The 13424-nt window shown below is 67.3% G+C and carries 13 protein-coding genes and 2 pseudogenes; 8 read left to right on the top strand and 7 right to left on the bottom strand.

What is annotated here, in order from left to right; translation table 11 throughout:
* Positions 1-133 precede the first annotated feature (133 nt).
* The 6 genes from FFS25_RS07265 (at position 134) to FFS25_RS13390 (ending at position 5383) form a co-directional block, all read left to right on the top strand.
* Positions 134-1345: an MFS transporter gene (locus FFS25_RS07265; RefSeq protein ID WP_137802397.1), complete on the top strand. Its 1212-nt coding sequence runs from the start codon at positions 134-136 to the stop codon at positions 1343-1345.
* An 81-nt stretch (positions 1346-1426) separates the two neighbouring features.
* On the top strand, positions 1427-3292 hold the full coding sequence (gene ggt, locus FFS25_RS07260; protein ID WP_137802396.1) for a gamma-glutamyltransferase: 1866 nt from the start codon (positions 1427-1429) through the stop codon (positions 3290-3292).
* Positions 3293-3459: 167 nt separating this feature from the next.
* The gene (locus FFS25_RS14015; protein WP_349654416.1) at positions 3460-3726 is read left to right on the top strand and encodes an iron-containing alcohol dehydrogenase; all 267 of its coding nucleotides are present in this window, start codon (positions 3460-3462) and stop codon (positions 3724-3726) included.
* Positions 3687-4232, top strand: coding sequence for a dehydroquinate synthase/iron-containing alcohol dehydrogenase family protein (locus tag FFS25_RS14010; protein ID WP_502704722.1), 546 nt, complete (start codon positions 3687-3689; stop codon positions 4230-4232). The genes FFS25_RS14015 and FFS25_RS14010 overlap by 40 nt, the downstream gene beginning before the upstream one ends.
* Positions 4229-5128 carry a hydroxyquinol 1,2-dioxygenase gene (locus tag FFS25_RS07250; protein WP_137802395.1) on the top strand — a complete coding sequence of 300 codons (900 nt, stop codon included), beginning with the start codon at positions 4229-4231 and terminating at the stop codon, positions 5126-5128. The genes FFS25_RS14010 and FFS25_RS07250 overlap by 4 nt, the downstream gene beginning before the upstream one ends.
* Before the next feature lie 87 nt (positions 5129-5215).
* Entirely contained in the window at positions 5216-5383 is a 168-nt protein-coding gene (locus tag FFS25_RS13390; RefSeq protein WP_171004129.1) for a hypothetical protein, read from the top strand.
* A gap of 134 nt (positions 5384-5517) precedes the next feature.
* Here the strand turns inward: FFS25_RS13390 and purU are convergent.
* The 4 genes and pseudogenes from purU to FFS25_RS07235 all read right to left on the bottom strand — a co-directional run.
* Positions 5518-6418, bottom strand: a pseudogene (gene purU, locus FFS25_RS07245) (formyltetrahydrofolate deformylase).
* Positions 6418-6843, bottom strand: coding sequence for a sarcosine oxidase subunit gamma (locus tag FFS25_RS07240; RefSeq protein WP_249933813.1), 426 nt, complete (start codon positions 6841-6843; stop codon positions 6418-6420). Before FFS25_RS07240 ends, purU begins: the two are co-directional and overlap by 1 nt.
* The gene (locus tag FFS25_RS13760) at positions 6797-7072 is read right to left on the bottom strand and encodes a hypothetical protein (RefSeq protein ID WP_249933812.1); all 276 of its coding nucleotides are present in this window, start codon (positions 7070-7072) and stop codon (positions 6797-6799) included. Before FFS25_RS13760 ends, FFS25_RS07240 begins: the two co-directional genes overlap by 47 nt.
* Positions 7065-7916: pseudogene (locus tag FFS25_RS07235) on the bottom strand (aminomethyl transferase family protein); the annotation flags it as partial. The gene FFS25_RS13760 and the pseudogene FFS25_RS07235, both read right to left, overlap by 8 nt.
* 13 nt (positions 7917-7929) lie before the next feature.
* Here FFS25_RS07235 and FFS25_RS07230 point away from each other — a divergent pair.
* The gene (locus tag FFS25_RS07230) at positions 7930-8286 is read left to right on the top strand and encodes an aldehyde dehydrogenase family protein (protein WP_137802394.1); all 357 of its coding nucleotides are present in this window, start codon (positions 7930-7932) and stop codon (positions 8284-8286) included.
* Positions 8287-8388: 102 nt separating this feature from the next.
* Here the strand turns inward: FFS25_RS07230 and FFS25_RS07225 are convergent, their stop codons facing one another.
* The 3 genes from FFS25_RS07225 to FFS25_RS07215 form a co-directional block, all read right to left on the bottom strand.
* On the bottom strand, positions 8389-9216 hold the full coding sequence (locus FFS25_RS07225; protein ID WP_171004128.1) for a hypothetical protein: 828 nt from the start codon (positions 9214-9216) through the stop codon (positions 8389-8391).
* Positions 9217-9576: 360 nt separating this feature from the next.
* A complete protein-coding gene (locus FFS25_RS07220; protein ID WP_137802392.1) occupies positions 9577-10938 on the bottom strand; it encodes a YkvI family membrane protein in 1362 nt (453 codons plus the stop codon).
* 228 nt (positions 10939-11166) lie between these two features.
* Positions 11167-12468 (bottom strand): glycosyltransferase family protein, encoded by a 1302-nt coding sequence (locus FFS25_RS07215; RefSeq protein ID WP_137802391.1) that lies wholly within the window; start codon positions 12466-12468, stop codon positions 11167-11169.
* Between the two features lie 190 nt (positions 12469-12658).
* On the opposite strand from FFS25_RS07215, the gene FFS25_RS07210 reads away from it, so the two are divergent.
* Positions 12659-13327: a heparinase II/III family protein gene (locus FFS25_RS07210; RefSeq protein WP_137802390.1), complete on the top strand. Its 669-nt coding sequence runs from the start codon at positions 12659-12661 to the stop codon at positions 13325-13327.
* Positions 13328-13424: the final 97 nt, after the last annotated feature.

Below are 13424 nucleotides of genomic sequence, written 5' to 3'. Positions count from 1 at the left end.
TCACCTTATGCCTGTCCATGCCCTGCGTCACACTCAGACCAGCAAGTGACACAGTCGCCAGCACTGATTCGATCAGGCGTATCGATCTCCGGCCTCTGCCGGAGGAGGACACGAGGCAGGGAGGGGAGCTCGCATGTCGGTGAGCCGACCTGAGGAGGGGTTCGCGGCGGGGTCGTCGGGCTATCGCCGAGTGCTCGCAGTGCTCGCGCTGGGCGGTCTGGCGAACTTCGCGCTGATCTACTTCGTGCAGCCGCTGCTTCCCGAGTTCGCGCGCGTGTTCGGCGTCGAGGAGGGCGCCACGGGGGCCGCGCTGTCCGCCACGACCCTGGCGATGATCCTGGGACTGCTCATGGCGGGGCCGCTGGCCGATCATCTGGGGCGCATCTGGGTGATGGCCGGGTCGCTGGTCCTCTCCGGGGCGCTCAGCGCCCTGTGCGCGGTGGCCCCGAGCTGGGAGGTCTTCCTGATCCTGCGCGCCGCCGCGGGCATCGCCCTGGCCGGGCTGCCTGCGATCGCGCTGGCGTATCTGCGCGAGAAGGTGGCCGCCTCCGCCCACGCCAAGGCCAACGCCATCTACATCATGGGCACGGGCCTGGGCGGAGCGGCCGGCCGGCTGCTGCCGGGACCGCTGTCCGGGCTCGGCGGCTGGCAGCTGGTGAGCCTGGTGCTCGGGGTGTTCTCGGTGCTCGTCGGAGTGGCCGTGGTGGTCCTGCTGCCGGGTGATCGACCCACGCGGTTCCCCTTCTCGGTGGTCGATATCGCCACGGGGACGTTCAGCCTGCTGCGCAGCGGGCGGATCGCCCTGGTGTGCGGCCTCGGCTTCTCCTCCATGGCCGTGTTCGTGGGGGTCTACAACGCGGTGTCGCTGCGGCTGGAGGCCGAGCCGTTCGCCATGAGCCCCGAGCAGGCGGCAGTGCTGTACCTGGCCTACCCGGCCGGCCTGCTGGCACCCGCCTTCTCCCGGCGTCTGGCCGAGCGCACGGGGCGGCCTGTGGCGGTCACGCTCGGCATCGCGGGCATGGCAGCAGGCGCCGCGCTCACGACCCCGGATGCCGTGCTGCCCATCCTGCTGGGACTGGGCCTGCTGACCTTCGCGTTCTTCGCCGCCCACTCCGTGGCCAGCGGATGGGCGGTGGACGGCGCGCACCGCGCAGGTCTGGACACCGCGCGCGCCTCGAGCCTGTACCTGATCTTCTACTACGCCGGCAGCTCGGTCTCCGGGACGCTGTCCACCCACATCTGGAGCGCCGCCGGCTGGTTCGGGGTCCTGGGGATGATGGGCATGTGGATCGTCCTGGGCCTGGCCTGCGCCCTGGTGCTGGCGCGGCAGGAGCGCTCGCGCTGAGCCGTCCTCCGCCCTGCTCGCCGTCGGAGCGTAGGGTGTTCAGCATCACACCCGAGGAACGAGTGCTCAGCGGAGGCGGAGATGACGCAGCACAGCACCGGACGGATCACCCGACGATCGGCCCTCGCAGCCGGGGCGGCACTGGGGGCCGGTGCCCTGGGTGCGAGTCAGGCGATGGCGGCAGCTCCAGGGCCTGAGGCACCAGCCCCGTCGGATCCCGGGCTGGGCTCCGCGCCCGAGCCGCTGAAGCTCAACGAGGCGGTCGGCACCACCGCTGCCGTGTCCTGCGTGGACCCGTACGCCAGCGACATCGGCCTGAGCATCCTGCAGGGCGGCGGCAGCGCGATGGATGCCGCCGTGGCCATGGCAGCCGCGCTCGGGGTCACCGAGCCGTACTCGTGCGGGATCGGCGGCGGCGGCTTCCTGCTCTACCGCGATGCCGCCACCGGCCTGGTGCACACGATCGACGGCCGCGAGACGGCCCCCATGAGCTATACCGAGACCCAGTTCACCGACGCCTCGGGCGCCGAGCTGGACTTCGACGCCGTCGTGAACTCCGGTCTGTCCATCGGGGTGCCAGGCACCCCGGCCATGTGGGCCCTTGCCGCCGAGCTCTTCGGGACGCTTCCGCTGGGTGCGCTGCTGGAGCCGGCCGAGCAGCTGGCCCGGCGCGGCTTCGTGGTGGACCAGCACTTCCACTACCAGACCGACGAGAACGCCGAGCGCTTCTCCAGGTTCCCGGAGACCTCCCGCGTCTTCCTGCGCGACGGCAGCGCCCCCGAGGTCGGGAGCACGTTCGCCAATCCCGATCTGGCCGAGGTCTACCGGCGGCTGCGCACCGAGGGCATCGACGTCTTCTACCGCGGCGACATCGGGGCCGCGGTCCTCGCGGAGGCGAACGCACCCTCGGCCGTGTCCGGTCAGGAGGTTCAGGGCAGCCCCATGACGGCGGCGGATCTGGCCTGCTACTCCCCCGTCCTGCGAGCGCCCACGGTCAGCGCGTACCGCGGGATGACCGTTTTCGGGATGGCGGCGCCGAGCTCGGGAGGCGTGGCCGTGGGCGAGATCCTGAATCTGCTCGAGCACTACGAGCTGCGCACCGGGATCGGCTTGGCCCAGCTCGGCGAGACCGACTACCTGCACCGATTCTCGGAGGCCTGCGCCACGGCCTTCGCCGATCGCAACCGCTGGGTGGGCGACGTCGCGGACGTGCCGTACGCCGAGCTGCTCGGCGACGGCTTCGCTGCCGAGCGCGCCGAGATCATGCAGCCGTCGTCGGCCCGGCCCCGTCCGATCCCGTTCGGCTGGCCCGACGGCGACTACACGACGGCCCCGCCGGCCGGCGCAGCGCAGCCGGAGCCGTACGAGGGGCAGTCGACCACGCATCTCAACGTCGTGGATCAATGGGGCAACGCGGTGTCCTACACGCTGACGATCGAGCAGACGGGCGGCTCCGGCATCACGGTGCCCGGCCACGGGTTCCTGTTGAACAACGAGCTGACGGACTTCAACTTCGTGCCGGTGACTCCGGGAGTGCCCGATCCGAACCTGCCGGGTCCAGGCAAGCGGCCGCGCTCGTCGATGGCGCCCACGATCATCACCGACGCCGCCGGGCTGCGCCTGGCGGTCGGCACCCCCGGCGGGGCCACGATCATCACCTCGGTGGCCCAGATCATCGCCGGTCACTTCGAGCGGGGGCTGCCGCTCGTGGACGCGATCGCCGCCCCGCGACTGAGCTCGCGCAATGACGAGGACGGCGAGGAGACGGACCTGGGTCTGGCCGGATCCCCCGCCGGGCGCGGACTCACCGGACTGGGGCACCACCTGGCCCCGCGCGAGGAGAAGGACTGGATCGGCAACGCCTCCGGGATCAGCCGGGAGGCGATCGGGCTGGTGGCGGCCGCCGAGACGGTGCGCGGAGGCGGAGGGGCGGCTCGCGCGTGGTGAGGCGATGGCCGTCTCCGCCTCGATCCCGTTCGCACCCCCTCAAAGGGCCTGTGCACATGAGCCTGGGGTTCACCCACACCACACTGCCCCAGCGCGTGCTCTTCGGCTCCGGCCGCGGCGCCGAGCACCTGGACGCAGAGGTCCGGCGCCTGGACGCGTAGCGGGTCATGGGCATCGCCGGTGAGCGCGAGCTCGAGATGGCCCGCGGGATCGCCTCACGGATCGACGTGGCCCTGTGGCACGACGAGGTCGAGATGCACGTGCCCGTCGAGGTGGCCGAGCGCGGGCGTGCCGCGGGCGCCGAGCACGGGATCGACCTGCTGGTCAGTGCGGGCGGCGGGTCCACAACCGGGCTGGCCAAGGCCATCGTACTGATCAGCGGCGTGCCGATCCGATCAACGCCGCGCTGGCAGGGGAGGCGATCCGGGCCCTGAGCCAGGGGCTTCCCGCCGTGGCCGCCGACGGCGAGGACGTCGACGGACGCGATCGGACCCTCTACGGCGCCTACCTGGCGGCGGTGTCCTTCGCCTCGGCCGGCTCGGCCATGCACCACAAGATCTGCCACGTCCTGGGCGGGACCTTCGATCTGCCGCACGCCCCCACGCACGCGACGCTGCTGCCGTACGTGCTGGCCTTCAACATGTCCCATGCCCCGGAGGCAGCCGACAGGATCGCGGCGGCCTTCGGCAGCTCCACCGCGCTCGAGGGCCTGCAGCAGCTGCGACGGGTGCTCGATGCCCCGCAGCGGCTTTCGGATCTGGGCTTCACGGCCGAGGGGATCCCCGAGGCCGTCGAGATCGCCCTGGCAGCCAACCCCCCCGACAATCCCCGCCCGGTCACGCAGGAGAACCTGAGCGAGCTGCTCACCGCCGCCCTGAACGGCGACGACCCGCACACGCTGGTCTCCGCGACCGGCGCAACCGAAGGAGACCCGTCATGAGCGCCCAGCCCGAGATCAGCCCCGAGCAGACCGCGGTCGAGGAGGACCTGATCGAGCGCGTCCTGGCCTCCTTCGCCCAGACGCAGGATCCGCGCCTGAAGACCGTGATGGAGTCGCTGACCCGGCACCTGCACGCGTTCATCCGCGATGTGCGCCTCACCGAGGACGAGTGGAACGCGGCGATCGAGTTCCTCACCGCCGTCGGTCACATCACCGATGACCGGCGTCAGGAGTTCGTGCTGCTCTCGGACGTCCTGGGAGCTTCCATGCAGACCATCGCGGTGAACAACGAGGCCTACGAGAATGCCACCGAGGCCACGGTCTTCGGCCCGTTCTTCGTCGAGGACGCCCCCGAGATCCCCATCGGCGGCGACATCGCCGGCGGCGCATCGGGCCAGCCCTGCTGGGTCGAGGGAACGGTCACCGACACGTCGGGCCAGCCCGTCCCCGGGGCCCGGATCGAGGTCTGGGAGGCCGACGACGACGGGTTCTACGACGTCCAGTACACCGACGGCCGCGTGGCCGGGCGCGCTCACCTGCAGGCCGACGACGAGGGCCGCTACTCGTTCTGGGCCCTGACGCCCACCCCGTACCCCATCCCGCACGACGGTCCGGTCGGACAGCTGCTGGAGAGGGTCGGCCGCTCCCCCGTGCGGGCGGCGCATCTGCACTTCATGGTCACCGCACCGCAGCTGCGCACGCTGGTCACGCACATCTTCGTGACCGGGGACCCTCAACTGGAGATCGGCGACTCGGTCTTCGGCGTGAAGGATTCGCTGATCAAGGACTTCGTGGAGCAGCCGGCGGGCACGCCTGGTCCGGACGGCCGTGACCTGGGCGATCAGACCTGGGCCAGGGCGCGGTTCGACATCGTGCTCGCCCCGGAGAATGCCTGAGAATCCGCCTGAGGCCCCTGTCTGGCGCCTGGCGGCGGGCCTAAGCTGATCCCGATCTGCCCCGCGAACCGAAAGGAGAGGACCACGATGTCCCCTCGCAACCAGGATTCCGACCCGGCACTGACCGGCGGCGCCGACGACGCCGTCGAGGAGGCCCGCAACATCCAGGAGATGGACGAGGCCCAGGAGCCCGCCGATGAGGGCGTCGGCGCCATGACCGATGACCAGGATCGCGACCCCGACACGCAGAACTGAAGCCCTCTCCCACCACGACGGCCGCCGCCTCGCCTTGAGCGAGACGGCGGCCGTCGTCGTCTGATCGATCTCTTGTATAACGTTCGCGGTCGATCGTTGTACAAGCCCCTCTCCTGATCAGCTCTGGGGAACCCCTACAGCAGCACGACCGTCCTGTTCCCGTTGAGGAAGACCCGCCCCTGGCAGTGCCACTTCACGGCATCCGAAAGCGCCTTGCGCTCGGTGTCGCGCCCGGCGGCCACCAGGTCCTCCGGGCCGAAGGTGTGATCCACGGCCAGGACCTGCTGGGCGATGATCGGGCCCTCGTCGAGCTCGGCGTTGACGTAGTGCGCAGTGGCTCCCACGGTCTTCACGCCGCGCTCGAAGGCCTGGTGATAGGGCTTGGCGCCCTTGAACGACGGCAGGAACGAGTGGTGGATGTTGATCACCCGGCCCCTCCATCCGGGTGGCCAGTGAGTCGCTGAGCACCTGCATGCAGCGGGCCAGCACCACCAGATCGACCTCGAAGCGATCCACCAGGTCGAGCAGCTTCTGCTCGGCCTCCGGCTTGGTCTCGGGGGTCACGGGGACGTGGAAGAACGGGATGCCGTGCCACTCCACCAGCGACTGGTGATCGCGGTGATTGGACACGACCGCCACAATCTCCACGGGCAGCTCGCCGGTGCGTTCGCGGTAGAGCAGGTCGTCGAGGCAGTGCCCGAATTTGGAGACCATGACCAGCACCCGGCGCTTGGCACCGTGGCGGACCAGCTCCCAGCTCATCTCGAACCGCTCGGCCACCGGGGCCAGGCGCTGCTCGAGCACCGCGGGATCCAGCGGGGCCTCGCCGGTGGGGGCCACGCGCACCCGCATGAAGAAGCGGCGGGTGCGCTGGTCGTCGAACTGGTCGAGCTCGATGATCGTGCAGTCGTTCTCGTAGAGCACCTCGCTCACCGCGTGGACGATGCCCGCGGCCTCCGGGCAGGACAGGCTGAGCACCAGGTGGTCATCGCTCGGGCCGACGGGAACTGCGGCCGTGGTGGTGCGCGGGTCCATCAGGCCACCTCCTGCGATCCGAACTCGGTCATCCCGTCCATGAACCAGCGCGCCGTGTGCTCGGCGAACGACGCCCGCGGCATGATCCGCCAGGTCTGCTCGCCCGTGCGCCACAGCAGCACCTGCACGACCCCGTAGTTGGTCGACACCGCGTGACCCACCGGGAAGGCCCGAGGGTGCAGGTCCATGCGGCAGCCCTTCTCCAGCACGGCACGGGCCGAAGGCCCGGAGACCTCGATCGTCGTGCGGTTGGCCGAGACGTCGACAGCCTGGCCGCGGGCCTCGTGCTCCTCGAGGATCCCCGCCAGCTGGGCCGTCAGCTCCTCCGGCAAAACGCCCCCGGAGGCCATGGCATCGGGCTGGACGACCGTGAACTCGTCAGGTCCGTTCCACAGGACGGCAGTGGCCTCCGGCGAGCCGGTCACCTGCCCGACGCCCGACGCCCGACGGCAGCGCGACGCCGAGCTGCGACTCGATCGCCGCCGCCTCCGTCGTGCCGGGGGCCACGCGCAGTGCGATCAGCGTGAGGAAGGGGATCTCCCGGATGCTGACGCCGCGGTCGCCGGTCACCTCGGCCTGGGCCATCTCCTCGCGCAGATCATGCAGCGGGCTGCGCCGCAGTGCGGCGATCTCTGGTGCGGTGGTCTCAGCCATCTCGGCGGTTCCCTTCGGGGTCGTAGAGGACGGGTTCGGCGATCACGACGTCGACGGTCCGATCGACCAGCGGCGCCTGGAGCGTGTCGCCGATCCGCTGGCGGCCGCCCAGCACCAGGGCCAGACCGAACGTCCGGCCCAGGGCGGCGCTGCGGTAGGCCGAGGTGACATGCCCGACCATGGGCACGGGCCCGTCCTGCGGTGTGATCGGCGTGCCGGTCTCCACGAGCTGTGCACCCTCCGGGATCGGCTCGTCGTGATCGATGGGCAGGACGGCGATCAGATGCTTGCGGTCCTCACGGGAGGTGTCCTCGCGGGCGTAGGAGCGGTTGCCGATGAAGTCCTTCTTGGTCGAGACGACCCACGACATCCCCAGGTCCTGCGGGGTCACGGTGCCGTCGGTGTCCTGCCCGACGATCGGGTAGGCCTTCTCGGCTCGCAGCACGTGCATGGTCTCGGTGCCGTAGGGCGTGATGCCGAAGTCGGCCCCCGCTGCCGCGACGTCCTCCCAGACCCTGTGGCCGTACCAGGTCGAGACGTTGATCTCGTAGGCCAGCTCGCCGGAGAAGGAGATCCGGCACACCCGCGCGGGGATCCCCGAGGCCAGGGTGGTCTCGCGGAACTCCATGAAGCCGAAGGCCTCCTGGGAGACGTCCAGCTCCGGGGCCATCCGCGCGATGACCTCCCTCGACCTGGGGCCCACGACGGCGACCGTCGTGTACTGCTCGGTCACCGAGGTGAAGACGACGTCGAGCTCAGGCCACTCCGTCTGGGACCACTCCTCGAGCCAGTTCAGCACGTCGGCCGCCCCGCCTGTGGTGGTGGTCATGAGGTAGCGCTGCTCTGCCGGCTCGCGCATCCTGGTCGACGCCTCGATCGCCGACGAGCTCGCCGGGCATCTCGCCGCCGCAGCCGAAGCCCACGTGGTCGACGACCCGCAGGATCCCGGCACGACCATGGGCTCGCTGATCGAGGAATCCGCTCTCACTCGCGTCTCCGGCTACGTCGACGACGCCATCTCGGACATCGACGACGCCCTGCGCCTGGCCCGCTCCGTGCGCGCCGGCGCCATCTCCGTCAACAGCTACTCCGAGGGCGACATCACCACGCCGTTCGGCGGCTACAAGCAGTCCGGCTTCGGCGGCCGCGACAACGGCCTGGAGGCCTTCGCCCAGTACACGGAGACGAAGACGATCTTCATCAACCTGCACTGAGCGGGACTTCCCCACCACGAGAGCTGTCTCCTGTCCGGCATCGAAGGTCGATGCCGGACAGGAGACAGCTCTCGTTGATTTCCCGCGGATGTCGACGCAGCCCTAATCGGCGGCAGTCTCCGATTTCATCCGGGGTCTCCCCCAGGTGGCGATAGTCATGACCGGCAGTCCGAAACCCAGAGTGATCACGTTGAAGACGATCGCCGCAGCCAAGAGAAACAGCGACGAGATGATCGCAGCGATCGCTCCCGCCAGCCCTGTCCCCGTCTCATCAGGCCAAGCATCGGTCGTCGCCATGTTGTTGACCACCAGGAAGCGCACTAGCACGACTGCAGACACGACCGTGGGGACTGCGATGAACCAGACCGGGAGCCAGACCGGGAGGAAGGCGAAATAGTCGAATGCCCAGAACGAGACAGGAATGGAGATCGCAAGCGCGATCAGTGCAAGCAATGCGAAGGAGACGTTGTCCATGGAGTCTGAGTCAGGTCTGTTCCCGGCAGCTGCCGAATGGTTCGGCCCTCCGGACGAGGGCGACGTCGAAGAGGCCATCGTCTGGCTGTTCGTCGGCAGCGCTGGACGGGTCGCCGCTGACTGTTGGCTTCGTCGCACCGGGCGGCCGTCGGCCCAGTCGTAGCCATTGACCTCCGCTTCGACCATCCGGTCCGCACTACTCCTGTCTCTGGACATGCACGGGTGCAGCGGCCAGGGCTTGCCGAGCTCGTCGAAGTAGGCGCAGCCGCCGTTCTTGTTGCGGATGAACCAGACATCGGCCCCGCAGACAGGGCATTCGGCGTTCGGCGTGGATGAGATCCTCGACCACTGGATATCGCCAGTCGCCTTCAGCTTCTGTCGCGGCTTCGGGCTGTGTGTCGGAGCTGTCTTCAGATGAGCGGCCCCGAGCAGATGCCTGTAGTCGCCGGAACCCATCCGGGAGAAGTCGTCGCGACGCACGTTGTGGGAGCTGACCCAGTGGTAGTTCCCGTTCCGCCCGCGTCTCCAATGACCGCGGCGACTGAATCTCGCCATTTCCGTCCTCCCGAACAATGCCCCGTGGAGGTTCCGACGCTCCCCAGGACCAGTGCTGCCCCGGCGTGGAAGACAGCAGGACCCTCCTGGGCCAAGGACGCAGTCAGCCGGGCACGTAAGGCCCGATCTTATGCGACTTCATCGACAGCGGGGTGCAAGCCTCGACAGCGTCGCGCTGCACTGGAGCGGCACCGACCGGACCAGCACAGCAGCGAGGCCGCCGTCCCCGATTCGGGACGGCGGCCTCGTCGTCTCAGGAGGTCACTCGGTGGACGAGCCCTTGGTGCTCTTCCTGCTGCGCCGCTCCTCCCTCTTCACGACCTTCTCCTCGCGCTTCACTTCCTTCCTTCCCGCCTTCATCTGCTTCTTCTGCTTCATCTGCTGCTCGTGCGTGGTGCGCTGGAGGTCGCTCAGGTACTCGCCGAGCTCCCCTTCGCCCATCGAGGACATGTCGATCTCGGAGGTGTCGAGGGCCTCCCGGTAGACGTGCTCGTGCATGAAGTCGCCCAGGTGCCTGGCGCGCAGGTTCGACTCGTCGGCCGCCTGGATGAGGGCGTTCGCGTGGCGGGGCGTCCAGCGGCGCTGCGGATCCAGCTTGTAGAGCAGCAGGGCGCGGACGCGGTCGCGGCGCAGGCTCTCCTCGGAGATGTCCGTGCGGCCGCTGAGGATCCAGGAGCCCACGAGGACCAGGATGAAGATGATGCCGAGCCAGCCCAGCCACGGGAACACGTTGTTCACCAGCGAGGTGAAGGGGATGAAGCTCAGGACGAAGCCCACGAGCGTCACGGCGATGAAGATGAACCGGTAGTACTGCGGCTTGGGTGCGGCCAGGCGCTTGCCCAGCGAGTAGAAGACGCCCAGGGACGTGCTGAAGATCATGAGGTACGTGGCGATCGAGGCGATCAGCCCCAGCACGGGGTTCATCTCGTTGACCAGCGCGAGGGTCGGCAGATCCGAGCTGTAGATGTCCTCGACGCTGAGCAGGAGCCCGATCGTCATCAGGATCAGCAGGGCCCCGAAGATGGCGCCGCCCAGGAACCCGCCCCAGCCTGCGGCCTGCGGGCTCCAGTTCTGACCGCCGATGATGATCGCCATGGCGATGCCGCTGAACATGGACAGACCGGTGTAGTTCACGGTGGCCAGGAACCAGTTGGGCAGGGTCGAGGTCACGTTCTCGAGGGCGAACTCGTGCACGCCGCCGAGGGTCCCCGAGAAGGTGGAGATCGAGTAGATGGCGGCGCACAGGATCACGACGATCATCGCCGGGGTGATCATGCCGATGATGCTACCGACGCGGTCCGCGTTGAACATGCCGGCGATGATCACCATGAGGACCATCAGGGCCGAGCCCACCCACAGCGGCAGGCCGAACTGCTGGTTCAGGTTCGATCCGGCGCCGGCGAGCATCACGAAGCCGATGCAGAACTGGGCTGCGGACAGTCCGTAGTCCATGAACCTCGAGACCAGCGACGTGGTGATCGAGTCGAAGACCTTGCCGTGCGTCTGGGCCCGGAAGTAGCTGCCGTACTGCAGGATCGCCATGGCCGTCAGCGGCATGATGATCAGGTTCACGGCGGCACCGGCCACGCCCCACCAGCCATAGGAGACATAGAACTGGAGCATCTCCTGCCCAGATCCGAATCATGCTCCGACGGTGACTCCGAAGTACGCGAGTCCGATGATCAGGATCTTCCTGAGGACAGATCGTTCCTCTCGTGTGGGGGTGGGGTGGTGCGCGCCGAGCTGCTCGACGGCCGCCCAGCAGGCTATCGCGGAACCAGCAAAGCTCCGGGCGGCCGAGGCGCTGCCCCAGCCGCTTCCGGTGTGATCACACGCATCGAGATGCCCAGTTCAGCGTGTCGCCCGCACGTAATTCCTCTCCCAGCGGTTCATGAAGGTCGATGTGATGAGGGGCCTGCTGTAATTCTCGAGCGGCTCGTAGACTCCCGGATCACCTCGTTCAACGGCATACGCCAGCGCGTTCTGGTCCAGTGTCCATGCTCGCGGCTGATCAAGACCAGCAGTGATATAGGACTCCAGATCCCCGATGAACGAGGCCCCGAGCAGCTTCTGAGTCGCCACCAGATTCCCGGCCATGTATCGACGCCATGGGACCATTCCCAGCGATCCACCGATATGGGGGAACGACAGTACAACCTTTGCAGTCTCCCTGAAGAAGGCCGTCGGGTCGTAGCGCATGATCAGATCCGCATCAATGGAATATACATATTCATACTGCTCCAGGATCTGGGGCAATGCGAGAAACCGAGCACACGCATAGAATGTCGTCCGATCTCCAACCCAATCCGGTACGGGAAACGCATGGAAGTGAACATTTCGCGGCACGTTCTGCTTGTTCATTCGGGACAGCGCTTCCAGATACTGTCTTGACTCCTCGATCAGCTCTCCTGCCTCATCAGCCCCCGCACAGACCAAGAGGACCAGGTCCACTCCAGGAATCTGCTGCGCATTGAACAGAAACATCGGGGCATAGATTCGGAAGAATACCGGGTCCACCGATATGACGAAAGCTGATTTTGAGGTAGCCACCTCTGGAACGGTGCCGACAATATTTTCGGCCGACCGCGACCGCTCGAAGACTTGGTTGGAATTGAAGTAGCTCAGCGCGCCCCGATCCCACGATTTGGCCAATGATGCGTGCTTGGGGTGCCCCCGCACCTCCTCAAAGGTCTGACCGGCAACATCACGCGACCACAGCGACTCCACCTGACCGCGAAGTGCAAGAGTCTGCACTTCGGTCAGGTTGCCAGAGCCCTCGTAGAGACGGGCGATCCGCTCTGACACGGCGCGGGCATCATCGGGGGATGAATCAACCCGCAGGTCACCCATTCCGGCATTCCATGCAGACTCGTAAGCATTGAGCCGAGCCTTCAACAATCGCGACGCAGGGTGATTTATGCGATCGATCCAAGGACCTGTGAAATCTCTGTACTTCTGAAATACGTCGTCCACGGAGTGCTTGAACGCCTGCTCTGCCATGGTGTATCCAAGCTTATTGAGGGCGCTGTCGTAAAGATCCGATCGCTCCTTCGCCAGCCACAGGACGTCTTCTGCGGAAACGGCTGCCGCTGACCCGCCTGGGCCAGACCTCACATAAGTGGTGATCTGATGGGGAGTTGGACGCTTCGCCATGGGGTCCTCCGTGAATCTGCGCGTTCGGGGGGGGGGCAACAGTCTGCACGAGTGTATACATCACAGACGCCGGTTCTGGATGGTGACCCGACAAGGGCATGATATTTCCCAATTGACGCCGTGACCGACCCCGCGCCAGCTAAGATGCGGTTCGATTCTCCCTCCCCTCACCCCCTCGGAAGGATGACAAGTGCAGCAGATCCCCGCAGTCAGCGTCGCTGACCTTGATGTCGACGCTGCGACTCGGCAAGCACTGGGGCCGTCGTACGATCGGCCCGCAGCGCTTTCCGATGACCTGTCGTCGCACTGGGCGGGCAGACTGGTCCTGCCTCCCCACCCCTCTTGGGAAGGCGATCGAATGGACTGGACCGCCGATCCTTTTCAGGATCGCAATTGGCAGTTCCAGCACCACACGTTGCGCTGGCTCAATCCCCTCCGGTGGTCGGCCCTGGACGGCGACGCACGCGCCCGTGATGAATGGCGAGCCGTGGCGCGCTCCTGGTTCCATGCGAATGTGCCCCCGTCATCGGCAGCCAGTGCATTCGCGTGGAAGGACATGGCCGATGGGAATCGAGCACTGCAGCTATCCCTGGGCGCAGCTCTTCTCGCTGATGACGACGAGTGGTTCATAGATCTGCTGAAGGCGCACCGAGAGTGGCTCATGGATCCAGAGCACATCGTGGGCAAGAACCACGGCCTTCACCAACACACAGGACTCTTCGTCCTGGGGGCAGTGATGCGCGATGACGAGGCCATGGACACGGCTGTCACCCGGATGACAGACCAGTTCGCGACCACATTCGACGCCCAAGGTTGCAACGACGAAGGCTCCACTGCTTATCAGGGCCTTCACAGCTGAGTGTGGGTAGCGGTCTTCCGCCAGGGGCGATGACCGCCTGCGGCGAGCAGGGCCCGTAACCGGTAGTTGTCGAAGTTACGGAAGCCGCGGGCGACGC

Source organism: Kocuria sp. 2SI, from assembly GCF_005502825.1.
In the GTDB taxonomy this organism is placed as follows: domain Bacteria; phylum Actinomycetota; class Actinomycetes; order Actinomycetales; family Micrococcaceae; genus Kocuria; species Kocuria palustris.
Note: the sequence above shows the minus strand (reverse complement) of the source record. Positions and strands in the feature narration are given on the sequence as shown.